The sequence below is a fragment of the Nocardia sp. NRRL WC-3656 genome, from assembly GCF_000720265.1.
GTDB lineage: Bacteria > Actinomycetota > Actinomycetes > Mycobacteriales > Mycobacteriaceae > Nocardia > Nocardia nova.
The window spans coordinates 204,148-217,154 of record NZ_JOJF01000008.1; the positions used below are offsets into that span (position 1 = coordinate 204,148).

Sequence of the window (13,007 nt, forward strand, 5' to 3'; positions counted from 1 at the left end):
CATCGTCCGGATTCACCGAGCCCCCACGAGATTTCGTGCCTCGAACGCGGCCGGGGCTCCGGGGGCGTAGCGGTCCAGCAGGTCGGTGACCGCGTGCTCGGCGGTGCGATCGAGCAGATCGCGATCGCTCATCCATTCGTCGTCGAAGACCGTGTCGAGATACTTCTCGCCGCCGTCGCAGACGATGGTGACGATCGTCGAGCCCGGTTCGAATTCCTCGAGCCGCTGCAGCGCCACGTACACCGAGCCGCCCGCCGATCCGCCGATGAGCAGACCGGAACGCTGCGCGACCGCGCGGGCGGTGGCGAAGGCGTCCACGTCCGAGACGGTGACTCCCTCGTCCAGCAGCGAATAGTCCACGGCCGTACCGACGGTCGCGCCGGCCGGGGTGCCGGTGCCGGACTGCCAGTACGGTCCGCCCGGCCCGCCGAAGGCGATCGATCCGACCGGTTCCACCCCGATCACCCGCGCGGGATGGCCCAGGTCGCGTAGCCGCCGCGCGGTGCCGAACAGCGATCCGCCGGTGCCGACCGCCGACAGCAGGATGTCGACATGTCCGAGGTCGGCCAGCAACTCCTCGGCGACGGCGAAGTAGCCGACCGGATTGGCCTCGTTGTTGTGCTGTTCGGTGAAGTAGGCGTCCGGCCGGGCGGCCGCCATCGCCTCGGCCAGATCCTCCCGGGCGGAGGTGGCAAGGCTGTCGTCGCCCTCGGCGGCGACGTAGACGAGATCGGCACCCATGGCTCGCATCGCGCGCAGTTTGTCCTTACAGGCGTGGTGGTCCACGACCGCGGTGAATCGATAGCCGCGTTCGGCCGCGACCACCGCCAGTCCCAGTCCGGTATTCCCGGATGTGGACTCGATAATATGTCCGCCATCTCTCAGCAAACCCCGGCGTTCGGCATCGAGCACCATTTCGCGGGCCATCCGGATCTTCGCCGCGCCGGTCGGATTGAACTGTTCGAGTTTCAGTAGCAGCCGAGTGCCGCCGTCGGTGACGGCCAGCTCGAACAAGGGAGTGTTTCCGATCAGGTCCGTCACGCGCGTGACGATCGGCATGCGAGTCTCCTCGGGAGTGTGGTGGGGAAGGGGCTATCGTTCGAGCGCCCAGCGCAGCCGCGGCGGCTGCGCGGGATCCGCGTCCGGGCTGTTCGACAGCAGCACCTTCGGCGGGATGGGGAGATCGTGGAACGACGATTCGTTCGAATCCATCTGATATCCGGCGGTATTCGGGTAGACGAGCAGATCGCCGACCACGGCCGGACGTGGCAGCGGAATGCGCCGCCAGCTCAGCATGTCCGACTCCAGGCAGGTCGCGGCGCCGACGCAGGCCGGAGTGACCGCACCCGGCCGCATCGGCCACAGCACCGGGTCGGGCAGATATTCGCTGTCGAACCATTGCTCGGACAGGCTCAGGCTGGTGCCGTCGACGGTGAGCAGCTGGTAGGGAATCGACTGTGCGGTGCGGGTTTTCACGCCCTGAACGCGGAACACGGTGCTTCCCGCGCGGTCCAGCAGTGCGCGCCCCGGCTCGACGGCGAGCCGAATGGCATGGGCGCGTAGAACTTTCGCCAGGTCGCCGTGGTCGAGGATGGCGGCCAGCGCGGCCGATCCGGCGGGACGCTGGTGGTAGGGGTAATACGAATCGAACGTCTTGTCCGCGTGGAACCAGTGCGGACCGTGTGCCTCGGTGAAGGCGCGCCAGGCCGTGTCCGGCAGGTACTCGACGCCGAATCCGCCGCCGATGGAGATGGTGGTGACCGGATGTCCGAGGGCGCGGGCGTGCCGGCAGCGGTCGACCAGGGCGGCCGCCAATTCCGAACGGGCGATCGGGTCGTAGCCGGAGAGGTGAAAGCTGAACCCCTCCACCCGGATCGGGGCCGGATCGGTGCGGTGCAGCACCGTGTCGAGCTCGATGTCCGTCATGCCGAATCGGCTGGTCGAATCCGGCGCGAGGACCCGCAGCAGCACGCGGGTGGTGGCGCCGAGGTCGGTGAGCCGGGCGAGTTCGCCGGGGTCGTCGACGGCGATCAGGGCGCCGTGCCGGGTGGCCAGCCACAGCAGCTCATCGGATTTGGCCGGTCCGGTCACCACCAGATCGTGACCCCGGATGCCGTTGGCCAGAGCCGAACTCAGCTCGCCGACGCTGGCGACATCGACGCCGGCGCCGTGTTCGGCGCACACCCGCACCACGGCCGCGGACTTGTTGGCCTTCTTGCCGTAGTAGATCGCGCCGTCCACCCCGTGGCGCCGGAACTGCTCGCGGAAGCCGTCGATGTTGACTCCCACCCGCTCGGGGTACAGCACGTGGAACGGGCCGCCGATCGCGTAGGCGATGTCGTCGAGCAGATGGGCGTCGGCCAGCAGTAGGCGCTCCCACTCGTCCCGGTGAGCGGGGAGGGGCGGCGCCGTGATCGAAGGAGAGGTCAACGTATCGTTGGCCGCCTGCGTACTCCGGCTCGCGGTCACCGCGTCGTCTCCGGTGGTGACGACGGGGCGCCTCGGAAAGTCGTTTCGGCGGAGGGCGCTCCGCTCCGAGGGCCGAATGGGCGCTGTCGCCGCCGTGTCGCCGGCCGGCCCGCTACGAGTGTGGAGCGCGGCCCGATCGTCGTCCGGGTCGCGGTGCGCGGGGACGGCTGGGCAGCACCAGGGGAGCCCGCTGCGGTCAATCCCACAGCGGCACCTCGGTTCCCCGGCCCTCGGCGATGGCCCGCTCGGCCAAGGCGTGCGCGACGGCGATATCGGTCAGTACCAGCCCGCTGTTGTAGACGAACAATCGCTCATCGGGCCTCGTACGCGCCGTCGCCCGGCGTCCGAGAATCGCGGGCAGTTCCGCGTCCACCGACCGCAGCCGACCGTCCGGTCCCGCCATATCGGTACCGGTCAGCGCCATCTGTTCGGCACTGGTCGCGACCACCCGATCGGCATCGGTCAAAGTCGACGGCGCCAGTCCGTAACCGACCAGCACGGCCACCGAACCCGGCGCCAGATCATCGGATTCGAGGGCGACCTGCGTGCCGGGCCCGGCGGTCGCGAGCACCACATCGGCCGTCGCCGCCGCGGCGCGCGGATCGTCGACCACGTCGAGATCCAGGTGCGGCGCGTGCGCGCGCAGGTGGTTGCCCACCGCTTCCAGCCCCTCGGGATGGGTGCCGTACACCATCAGCCGGTTCAACTGCGGATTCGCGGCGAGCAAGTGCGGCAGGGCGTTTCGGCCCTGGGTGCCGGTCCCGATCAGCAGCACGCTGCGCGCACCCGGCCGCACCGTCTCGCGAACCAGCAGCGCCGACACCGCCGGTGTGCGCAGCGCGCCGACCCGCGCGCAGTCCATCATCGCGATCGGGGTGCCGGTCGCGTCGTCGTAGAGGGTGATGGTGGTGTAGTAGCGCTTGGTGCTGCGGTCGTGGCTCGGATCGAATTTGTACGAGGTCTTCATCGCGACCACCCGGCGGCGGCCGTCGCGCCCGAGCATCGCGTACGCCACCGACCAGCCGTCCGGATGCGCCACGCTGAGCTTGCGAGGGTTGTCCGAATCACCCTGTGCCAGGGCCAGATAGGCGTCCTCGACCGCGCGCACCACCTCGTTGGGCGCGATCGGGACATCGGCGAGATCGCTGCGGCTGAGTACGCGCAACGGGGTGGGGCGGCTGCTCACTGCGTTCCTCGGTTCACTGGTCGGTTCATCGGGGCGAGATATTCGGTGCCGCACAGAGATTCGGCGCGAACGGCCGCACCGTTCGCTGTCCGTATCCGCTTTCGCCGGACTCGGCCGGTGCTCGGCGGCGTGCCAGCCGGATGTTGACCCGCTTGAGCCAGCGGTCGGTCCCGTCGTATCGGGGCGTGAACGGAACCCGGCCGTGCACGACGACATCATTGTCCATCAGCAGCAACTCGCCCGGCTCCAACACCGCACGGTGACAGACTCGTTCCAATTCGGTGCCGAGATGGGCGTAGGCGCAACGGTATTCGGCGCCCGCGTCGTCGAGTGGAGTGTAGGCGGGGTCGTAGCGCAGGGTCGGCCCGCCGTCACCGGCGCCGACGGTGGCCACCGGTGCGGGGCGGTGCTCGCCGAAATCCTCGCCGTAGGAGACGTCGGGCAGGATCGGCAGTGTCGGTTCGGCGAGCAGCCGGCGCCCGTCCGCATCCAGGTTCACCTGGCGAACCGAGGAGATGGTGGTACCCACCCGATCGGGATTGCGCAGACAGCCGAGCAACAGCAGATGTGCACGTTCGGGATGGAAGGCGTCCTCGGTGTGCGGGCTCAGCAGCGTGGTGCTGCTGGCGCCGGACTGTTCGTGTTCGTGGCCGGATGTGGGCAGGATGTTGTTGACCAGCCGCCCACCCTGCTGGCCCTGCCAGCCGAAGGGTTCGCCGGCGCAGCGGGCGAGCAGCAACAGCGCGATATCCAGGCGAAACGACTCCGGGCACGCCGGTTCGGCGGCATGGGTCCAGTCGGGCGGCGTGGGACCGAGCTCGTCGTCGCGCACCGGCAGGCGGCCGATGATAGTCGCACCGGCAGGGGTGTCGGGCGGTCGCAGGGCGGTGCGCACCGCGGCCGGAAGTTCGGCGGCGTAGGCGTCCACGAGCCGGATCAGCGCCGGATCGGAGAGGGTGCGGCGGATCGGCGCGGAACCACCGGGGGTGCGGTCGAGTGTGATCGCGATCTCTTCGGCCGAACAGAACACGGCCGCCGCGGCTTCGGGGGCGAGCGTACGGCGGTCGATCGGTTCGGTTTCTTCGTGTTGGGGTGTCTTACGTTCGCGGAGAACGTTTTTCACCAGGAGTTCCCTTCCTCGCAATGGGGATGAAGCAGGTGGTGAAGACTCGGACTGCGAAGTTAGTCGCTCCGTTGATCTTAAGCAAGGCTTACCTAAAGTACGCCGCTGGACATAGCGTTTCGATATGGAACGGATGCGGGAAAGGTAGCTGCTCGTATGCCGGAGGCGGGTGGAGTGCGCCGTCACGGTGCGTGCCATCCGCGCGCGAATCTGGATGATGGAAACGTGCGTCCGACCATCCCCGGATTCCGGCCCCTCGCGTTCGCCGCCGTCGCGGCGGTCGCGCTGCTGTCCGGATGCGCGGGAACCGACAACCTGCCCCCGATTCCGGACGGAATTCCGCCCGGTGCGGGCGCACCGGTTCCGCCGATCGACCTCGATGCGCCCGGTCGCAGTGCCGAACAGTTGCGTGACTGGGCGCAAGCGCAGTCGGACGCGCTCGGCATCCCCACGGTCGCGCTCGAGGCCTATGGATACGCGGCCGAGGTCATGGCCCGGTCGCGTCCCGACTGCGGCATCGGCTGGACCACGATCGCGGGCATCGCGCGGGTGGAGAGCAAGCACGGCCGCCACGGCGGTTCCGCGCTGGATGCCGACGGCGAGGTCCGCCCGCCGATCCGCGGCATCCCCTTGGACGGATCACCCGGTGTCGCAAGGATTCTCGACGACGAGGCCACCGCACGTGCCGGCGCCCCGGTCTACGTGCGCGCCGAGGGGCCGTTCCAATTCCTGCCCGAAACCTGGCAGCACTGGGGTGTGGACGCCAACGGGGACGGCCGCGCGGATCCGGACAGCATCGACGACGCCTCGCTGACCGCCGCGCGCTACCTGTGTGCCAGTGGCGGCGATCTGCGCACCGCGGAGGGCTGGCAGAAGGCGGTGCTGACCTACAACCAGTCCACTACCTATATGGCGACCGTGCGGACGAAGGCGGCGGCATACAGCGTCGGCCGCCGCGCCTGACGACCGCGCGCCCGGCGACCGGGACCGCGTGCCCACCTGTGTCGTGCGGTCCGGACCGTACCCATTAGGCTCGCAGGCGCACGGGCCCGCCGTGCGACCTGCTCGTGGACGGCGGTGGGCAGGGCCCCCGAATTGATTGCCAGCAGCCGAAGGAGAGTCGTTTCGTGGCCATCATCGAACAGGTCGGAGCTCGCGAGATCCTGGATTCACGCGGTAACCCCACCGTCGAGGTCGAGATCGCTCTCGACGACGGCACGCTGACCCGCGCGGCGGTGCCGTCCGGCGCCTCCACCGGCGAGCACGAGGCCGTGGAGCTGCGCGACGGCGGCGACCGTTACGGCGGCAAGGGTGTCCGCAAGGCCGTCGAGGGCGTCCTCGACGAGATCGCACCGGCCGTGATCGGCCTGGACGCGGTCGAGCAGCGCACCGTCGACCAGGTGCTGCTGGATCTGGACGGCACCCCGGACAAGTCCCGCCTGGGCGCCAACGCCCTGCTGGGTGTATCGCTGGCGGTGGCCCGCGCGGCCGCCGAGTCCTCGGGCCTGGAACTGTTCCGCTACCTGGGCGGGCCGAACGCGCATGTGCTGCCGGTGCCCATGATGAACATCCTCAACGGTGGCGCCCACGCCGACACCAGTGTCGACGTGCAGGAATTCATGATCGCCCCGATCGGCGCGCCCACCTTCCGCGAGGCGTTGCGCTGGGGTGCGGAGGTCTACCACGCCCTCAAGGCCGAACTGAAGTCCAAGGGCCTGGCCACCGGCCTCGGTGACGAGGGCGGTTTCGCGCCGGATCTGGCCGGCGGCACCCGCGAGGCGCTGGACCTGATCGCGTCGGCGATCGGTAAGGCGGGCTACAACCTCGGCAGCGATGTCGCGCTGGCACTCGACGTGGCCGCGACCGAGTTCTACACCGCCGGAACGGGCTACAAGTTCGAGGGCACCGAGCGCACCGCCGAGCAGATGGCCGAGTTCTACAACGACCTGCTGGGCGCGTACCCGCTGGTCTCGATCGAGGACCCGCTGTCGGAGGACGACTGGGACGGCTGGGTCGCGCTGACCGACCTGATCGGCGACAAGATTCAGCTCGTCGGTGACGACCTGTTCGTCACCAACCCGGAGCGGCTCGAGGACGGCATCGCCAAGGGCGCCGCCAACGCCCTGCTGGTGAAGGTCAACCAGATCGGCACCCTCACCGAGACGCTGGACGCGGTCGAGCTGGCCCACCGCAACGGCTACAAGTCCATGATGAGCCACCGCTCGGGCGAGACCGAGGACACCACCATCGCCGATCTGGCGGTCGCGGTCGGCAGCGGTCAGATCAAGACCGGCGCCCCCGCCCGCAGCGAACGCGTCGCCAAGTACAACCAGCTGCTGCGCATCGAGGACGCGCTCGGTGATTCGGCTCGCTACGCCGGTGACGTCGCATTCCCCCGGTTCGTCTTCGAGGGGTAGTAGCCTCGTCAACGGTTGTGGCGTGCGGGGCCGGTCGATACAGCGGCCGGTCACCGCGCGGAACCGTTGCGCTGTGCGGTCGAATCGCAGCGCCGCTATGGAGGCAGGCGATTTCGAGGTGTGGGGATGACGGAGCGACGGGCGCGCGGTACCAGTCCGGCAGGACGCGGTGACCGCCGCTCGACGCGGTCGCCCCGGCCCGAGCGGGCCGCGAACGGCTCCGCGCGCACGTCCGCCGGCAAACGGGCCGCGCAACGACGCCCGGCCGGCACGAAATCCGAACCGCGCACCACGCGCGCGAAGTCGAAGAAGTCCGAGGATCGCCACGATCGCCGGATTTTCGGGCTGTCGACCGGGCGGGCGGTCATCCTGGCCGCGGTGCTGTGCGCGCTCGCGCTGACCCTCGCCGTACCGATGCGCACGTATTTCAGTCAGCGTTCCGAATCGGCGCAGTTGGCCGAACAGCGCCGCGATCTGGAAAACGATCTGACACGGCTGCGCGACCGCCGCGCGCAACAGGAAGATCCCGCCTACATCCGCTCCGAGGCCCGCGACCGGCTGCGCCTGGTGATGCCCGGCGACACCGCCTATATCGTGCAGGTGCCCGGTATCGAGCAGCCCGCGGTGCCGGTGCCGACGAGTCAGGCCCGCCGCCCCGATCCTTGGTACACCCAGCTGTGGCGCAGTATGTCCGAGCCGCAGCCCACCCCCACCACGCCGGCGCCCCCGCCGCCCCCTCCACCACCGCCCCCGCCCCATCCTGAAGGAGAACCCCGGTGACCGACCCCGCTACGCCCGTGCCTTCGTCCGGCGAGGCGGGTGATGAGCAGGGTGCGCCCGCGGAGGCTGATCTCGAGATAGTGGCCCGTCAGCTCGGCCGTGAGCCACGCGGGGTGCTCGCGATCGCGTATCGCACGCCCGACGGCCAACCGGCGGTCGTGAAGACCGCGCCGCGGCTGCCCGACGGCACCCCGTTCCCCACGCTCTACTACCTCACCGATCCGCGCCTGACCGCCGAGGCGAGCCGGCAGGAGGCCGCCGGACTGATGCGCGGGATGACCGAACGCCTGGCCGCCGACCCGGAACTGGCCGCCGCCTACCGCGCCGCGCACGAGAGCTACCTGTCCGAGCGCGACGAAATCGAGTCGCTGGGAACGGATTTCAGCGGTGGCGGAATGCCGGAGCGGGTCAAATGCCTGCACGTGCTGATCGCGCATTCGCTGGCCAAGGGCCCGGGGCTGAATCCGCTCGGTGACGAGGCGGTCGCGCTGGCCGCCGATACCGGACTGCGCGGCACCGCGATTCCGCAGGACTGGCCGAAATACGAGCAGTACCAATCGAATACCGATGCGGGAGACAGTGATGAGTGACCGGGTTGCCGCCGTCGACTGCGGCACCAATTCCATCCGGCTCCTGATCGCCGATGTCGGCGCGGACGGCCACCTCACCGACGTGCACCGCGAAATGCGGATCGTGCGACTCGGCAAGGGCGTCGACGCCACGGGCGAACTGAATCCGGAGGCGATCGAACGCACCCGCGTCGCCCTGCACGACTACGTCGACCGCATGATCGAGACCGGCGTGAGCCGGGTGCGGATGGTCGCCACCAGCGCCACCCGCGACGCGCGCAACCGCGACGACTTCTTCACCATGACCGGGGTGGAACTGGGCCGCGTCGTGCCGGGCGCCCAGGCCGAGGTGATCACCGGTGACGAGGAGGCGCGGCTCTCGTTCGCGGGTGCGGTCGGCGAATTGTCCAGTGCCGAAGGGCCGTTCGTGGTCGTCGATCTCGGTGGCGGGTCCACCGAGGTGGTGCTCGGCGACAGTTCCGGCGTGCAGGAGGCCTACTCGGCCGACATCGGCTGTGTGCGGATCACCGAACGCTGCCTGCACGGTAACCCGCCGACCGGCGAGGAGGTCGCGTCCGCGCGATTCATCGCCTCACAGCAGCTGGCCCAGGCCTTCGGCGTGGTTCCGGTCGAACGCGCCCGCACCTGGGTCGGTGTGGCCGGCACCATGACCACGATCGCCGCGGTCGCACTGGACCTGCCCGAATACGATTCCGATCGGGTGCATCTGACCCGTCTCACGTTCGATCAGCTCCGCCAGGTCTGTCACCGTCTGATCGGGATGAACCACGACGAACGCGCTGCTCTCGGTCCCATGCATCCGGGCCGGGTCGACGTGATCGGCGGCGGTGCGGTGATCACCGAGGTGCTGGCCGACGAGCTGGCGCGCCGGGCGGGGATCTCCGAGCTGATCGTGAGCGAGCACGACATTCTCGACGGGATCGCGCTGTCGATCGCCTGAGACGGGCCGGAGGCGGCACCGCCTGAGGGCGGTCCGGACATCCCCGCGTGATCGGCGTTTTGCGCGATCGGCGTCCCTCGTTGCTGGACAATTGCGTCTCATGAGCAGGGTGGAACCCGTCCCGGGAGAGCAGGCGTCGCCGGAGGCACGCACGATATTCGGCCATCCCATCGGGCTGGTCAATTTGTTCGGAGTCGAGCTGTGGGAACGGTTTTCGTTCTACGGCATGCTCACCATTCTCGGGTACTACCTGTACTACTCGCTGACCGACGGCGGGCTGGGGCTGGAGAAATCCACCGCGACGGGCATCGTCGGCGCCTACGGCGGGCTGGTGTATCTGTCGACCGTGCTCGGCGGCTGGCTGGCCGACCGGGTGCTCGGAATGGAGCGGACCGTCTTCTACGGCGGCGTGGTCGTGATGGCCGGGCATATCGCGCTGGCGGTGCTGCCGGGATTGACCGGTGTCGGCGTGGGGTTGGCGCTCGTCGCGCTCGGCTCCGGCGCGTTGAAGGCCAATGCGTCCTCACTGCTGGGCACGCTCTACGAGAAGGGTGACCCGCGTGCCGACGGCGGTTTCACGCTGTTCTATCTCGGCGTGAATCTGGGCGCGTTCGTCGGCCCGCTGATCACCGGGCTGCTGCAGACCCACCTCGGATTCCACTACGGATTCGGGGCGGCGGCGGTCGGCATGGCGCTCGGACTCACCCAGTACGTGATCTTCCGGCGCAATCTGGGTACCCACGGGCGGGAAGTGCCGAACCCGTTGCCGCGCAGCCAGATCGGGAACGTGATCGCCTTCGTGCTGGTCCTCGGGGTGGTGGTCGCCGTCGCGATGTGGACCGGGCTGGTCCGGTTTTCGAATCTGTCGTGGGTAACCACCGGCGTGATCGCGGCGGTATCGATACTCTATTTCGGATTGATGTTGACCAGTCCGAAAGTGGTTGCGGTGGAACGAGTCCGAGTGCGGGCCTTCATACCGCTGTTCATCGCCAACGCCGTGTTCTGGTCGCTGTTCCAGCAGATCTTCACGGTGCTGGCCGTCTACTCCGACGAGCGGATGAACTGGACGCTGTTCGGCTGGACCGCGCCGGCGAGCTGGATCGGCTCGGAGGAACCGATCTGGGTCATCGTGCTGTCGCCCTTGTTCGCGCTCATGTGGACCCGCCTGGGCACCAGAGCCCCCACCACGCCCCGAAAGTTCGCCTACGGCGTGATAGGGATGGGCGCATCGTTCCTCCTGTTCGTCCCCCTGGCCGGCTTCGAGGACAAAACCGTTCCCGCCCTGCTCGTCTTCGTGATCCTGGCCGGCTTCGCCATATCCGAACTGCTGCTGTCCCCGATCGGCCTCGCGGTTACCACTCAGCTCGCCCCCGAGGCCTTCCGAGCCCAGATGATGGCCCTTTACTTCTTCTCCGTCGGCATCGGCACCTCGATGTCCGGCGTCCTGTCCGAGTTCTACGACACCAGCCACGAAGTCGCCTACTTCGGCATCACCGGCCTGGTCGCGATCGCAGTGGGAATCGTCGTTTACTTCCTAGCCCCGCAGGTCAGCCGCTTGATGGAAGGCGTGCACTGAGCAAATCCCCGGACAATTCCGAGACGGACGTACGACTTAGGTACGCTATCCCAGCCGCCCCCGTAGCCCAATTGGCAGAGGCAGCGGACTTAAAATCCGCACAGTGTCGGTTCGAATCCGACCGGGGGCACTACGAAGCCGCAGGTAGACCACGGTTTTCGTCTGTGCCCTGGTCGTTTTCGTTGTCCTTCGTCCGCAGTTCGTCCGCAGCTGCCGTCGCTCCGCGGTTCATCGCGTCCGCAACGGGGTCGAGGTCGTCATCGAACAGATGCCCGTAGAGGTCCAGGGTCAGGGTGGCCGTTTTGTGTCCGAGCATCCGCTGTACGACCTTGATATTGGCCCCTGCGCTGATCGCCAGCGAGGCAGCCGTATGCCGCAGGCCGTGAGGCACGAGGCCGGCCAAACCCACCGTCTCGGTCGCCCGATCGAAGGCCCACCGAAATTCGCCCAGAGGCAGAATGCCGCCGTCTCGGCTCTCGAACACCAGTGCTTCGGGATCGCGCTCACCGACGAGGTCGGTCAACTCGGTGACGAGGAACGAGGGGAGCGGAACGGTGCGCGTGGTGTGGTTCTTGGTAGTCGTCTCGACAATCCCGAGCCCTGCCACATGAGTTGCCGAACGAGAAACGGTGATTCGCCGGCGGTCCAGATCCACGCTCGCGACGCGCAGTGCCACCGCTTCACCGAACCGAATCCCGGTGTAGGCCAAGACGAAAACCAGCGGTCGAAACCGTTCGATCGCCACCGCCAACTCCAGGACTTGCCGGTGAGACAGATACCGTCGCTCGGCCGGCGACTTGCTTGGGAGGTCGATTTCTTCCGCCGGATTCACAGCCAGTCGCTTGGCCTTGATGGCGAACCGAAGCACCTGATCGACCACCTGATACGCCTGGATCACGCGCGAGGCGGACAGTCCTTTGCCCTTGAACCGGTGCCCACCGGACTCGCTCAGCTCGATCACCCAAGTCTGAATGTCCTCGAACTCGACATCACGCAGCGGCACTTCACCCCATCGCGGCAGTACCAACGTGTCCAGTAGCGAACGATAGCCGGCGACCGTCTTGGGCTTGCGCAATTTCTTTGTGGTGAACCATTTTTCGGCCACCACCTTGAACAGGACGCCACTGCGGTCAGGATCAACCCAACTGCCGGTCACGACCTTCGTAGTCACGTCGCTGTCGAGGTAGCGCTGAGCTTCAACCTTCGACGCAAAGGACCGAGCCCGCTCCACACCGTTGGGATCGACGTAGCGAGCACGCCACCGCTTGCCTTTGCCGTATCGCTCAGGGGATTTCTCGCGCCGCTTCGAAGACTTTCCCGTAACGGGATCGACCTCCACCACAGTCACATACCAGCGATCCTCGATACCCGATCGCTGGTTGCGCTTCGCCGCCATCAGGCCGCCTCTCCACCACGTGCGGTCTGACGCTCCTGCTCAGCGATCCACGCCAGCACCGTCGACTTCTTCCACACCCGCCGCCGCGGACCCATCTTGAAGCTCTCCGGGCCGTAACCGACGTGCGCCCACCACCGCCAGGTGGCTTCGGGAATTCCTGTCAACGCCTCACACTGCTTGGCCCGTAGGTACGTCTCTTGCTCCTGGGTGTCCATCACCGATCCCCTTCCTATGCTGCGTGGTCGATTGCCGAAGTTTTCTGTGGCCCATTCGGTCCGAGGGCGAGCTGGGCTCTCAAGTACTCCGCTCGCCATTTCGTTCGCTTGGCGATCGCGCCCATGATCAGGTGCTCACGCAAGGGCCGTTCCTTGTCGCCCGGCTCTACCGGCGTGATCCGCAGGTGTGATGTGTCCGGGCGCTGGATTCCGACTTCGGCGAGCATTTGCCGAACAAATTCCGCGCGATCGGCCTTGTGATCCGGAAGCGTCTTGCCGGTCCACCTGCGGGACACCAGGACTCGGCGGCCGGGC

At 67.9% G+C, this 13,007-nt stretch carries 13 protein-coding genes and 1 tRNA gene; 7 read left to right on the top strand and 7 right to left on the bottom strand.

Translation table 11 applies throughout. The features are described 5' to 3' along the window. Window positions 1-12: 12 nt before the first annotated feature. From IG65_RS0113470 to IG65_RS34670, 4 genes are all read right to left on the bottom strand, one after another. A complete protein-coding gene (locus tag IG65_RS0113470) occupies window positions 13-1,059 on the bottom strand; it encodes a PLP-dependent cysteine synthase family protein (protein WP_030515245.1) in 1,047 nt (348 codons plus the stop codon). A gap of 33 nt (window positions 1,060-1,092) precedes the next feature. Further along, complete coding sequence (locus tag IG65_RS0113475) at window positions 1,093-2,469, bottom strand: Y4yA family PLP-dependent enzyme (protein ID WP_231509186.1); 1,377 nt, start codon at window positions 2,467-2,469, stop codon at window positions 1,093-1,095. Between the two features lie 196 nt (window positions 2,470-2,665). Then, window positions 2,666-3,655 (bottom strand): ornithine cyclodeaminase, encoded by a 990-nt coding sequence (locus IG65_RS0113480; RefSeq protein WP_030515247.1) that lies wholly within the window; start codon window positions 3,653-3,655, stop codon window positions 2,666-2,668. A gap of 25 nt (window positions 3,656-3,680) precedes the next feature. Continuing rightward, window positions 3,681-4,778, bottom strand: coding sequence for a TauD/TfdA family dioxygenase (locus IG65_RS34670; RefSeq protein ID WP_051755908.1), 1,098 nt, complete (start codon window positions 4,776-4,778; stop codon window positions 3,681-3,683). A 156-nt stretch (window positions 4,779-4,934) separates the two neighbouring features. On the opposite strand from IG65_RS34670, the gene IG65_RS0113490 reads away from it, so the two are divergent. The 7 genes from IG65_RS0113490 to IG65_RS0113520 all read left to right on the top strand — a co-directional run bounded on the left by IG65_RS0113490 (window position 4,935) and on the right by IG65_RS0113520 (window position 11,211). Then, entirely contained in the window at window positions 4,935-5,741 is an 807-nt protein-coding gene (locus IG65_RS0113490) for a lytic murein transglycosylase (RefSeq protein ID WP_081879458.1), read from the top strand. A gap of 164 nt (window positions 5,742-5,905) precedes the next feature. Next, the gene (gene eno / locus IG65_RS0113495) at window positions 5,906-7,195 is read left to right on the top strand and encodes a phosphopyruvate hydratase (RefSeq protein ID WP_030515250.1); all 1,290 of its coding nucleotides are present in this window, start codon (window positions 5,906-5,908) and stop codon (window positions 7,193-7,195) included. A 126-nt stretch (window positions 7,196-7,321) separates the two neighbouring features. Next, window positions 7,322-7,975, top strand: a complete 654-nt coding sequence (locus IG65_RS0113500) for a septum formation initiator family protein (protein WP_030515251.1) — start codon at window positions 7,322-7,324, stop codon at window positions 7,973-7,975. 17 nt (window positions 7,976-7,992) lie between these two features. Beyond that, window positions 7,993-8,565, top strand: a complete 573-nt coding sequence (locus IG65_RS0113505) for a DUF501 domain-containing protein (RefSeq protein ID WP_051755911.1) — start codon at window positions 7,993-7,995, stop codon at window positions 8,563-8,565. Beyond that, a complete protein-coding gene (locus tag IG65_RS0113510; protein WP_030515253.1) occupies window positions 8,558-9,505 on the top strand; it encodes a Ppx/GppA phosphatase family protein in 948 nt (315 codons plus the stop codon). Before IG65_RS0113505 ends, IG65_RS0113510 begins: the two co-directional genes overlap by 8 nt. Before the next feature lie 100 nt (window positions 9,506-9,605). Further along, on the top strand, window positions 9,606-11,081 hold the full coding sequence (locus IG65_RS0113515; protein WP_030515254.1) for a peptide MFS transporter: 1,476 nt from the start codon (window positions 9,606-9,608) through the stop codon (window positions 11,079-11,081). Between the two features lie 56 nt (window positions 11,082-11,137). Beyond that, window positions 11,138-11,211, top strand: a tRNA-Leu gene (locus IG65_RS0113520). Here IG65_RS0113520 and IG65_RS0113525 read toward each other — a convergent pair. The 3 genes from IG65_RS0113525 to IG65_RS39075 form a co-directional block, all read right to left on the bottom strand. Then, entirely contained in the window at window positions 11,212-12,477 is a 1,266-nt protein-coding gene (locus IG65_RS0113525) for a site-specific integrase (RefSeq protein ID WP_081879459.1), read from the bottom strand. Next, the gene (locus tag IG65_RS0113530) at window positions 12,477-12,692 is read right to left on the bottom strand and encodes an AlpA family transcriptional regulator (protein WP_030515256.1); all 216 of its coding nucleotides are present in this window, start codon (window positions 12,690-12,692) and stop codon (window positions 12,477-12,479) included. Before IG65_RS0113530 ends, IG65_RS0113525 begins: the two co-directional genes overlap by 1 nt. 14 nt (window positions 12,693-12,706) lie before the next feature. Beyond that, window positions 12,707-13,007, bottom strand: a 301-nt coding sequence (locus IG65_RS39075; RefSeq protein ID WP_369801535.1) for a replication initiator, incomplete at its 5' end; no start/stop codon positions are given.

Bases quoted from the DNA above. Each gene is read 5' to 3' on its own strand.
- IG65_RS0113530 (WP_030515256.1), bottom strand. From the start codon at position 12,692: ATGGACACCCAGGAGCAAGAGACGTACCTACGGGCCAAGCAGTGTGAG.
- IG65_RS0113490 (WP_081879458.1), top strand. From the start codon at position 4,935: ATGCCGGAGGCGGGTGGAGTGCGCCGTCACGGTGCGTGCCATCCGCGC.
- IG65_RS0113500 (WP_030515251.1), top strand. From the start codon at position 7,322: ATGACGGAGCGACGGGCGCGCGGTACCAGTCCGGCAGGACGCGGTGAC.
- IG65_RS0113470 (WP_030515245.1), bottom strand. From the start codon at position 1,059: ATGCCGATCGTCACGCGCGTGACGGACCTGATCGGAAACACTCCCTTG.
- IG65_RS0113525 (WP_081879459.1), bottom strand. From the start codon at position 12,477: ATGGCGGCGAAGCGCAACCAGCGATCGGGTATCGAGGATCGCTGGTAT.
- IG65_RS0113515 (WP_030515254.1), top strand. From the start codon at position 9,606: ATGAGCAGGGTGGAACCCGTCCCGGGAGAGCAGGCGTCGCCGGAGGCA.
- IG65_RS0113510 (WP_030515253.1), top strand. From the start codon at position 8,558: ATGAGTGACCGGGTTGCCGCCGTCGACTGCGGCACCAATTCCATCCGG.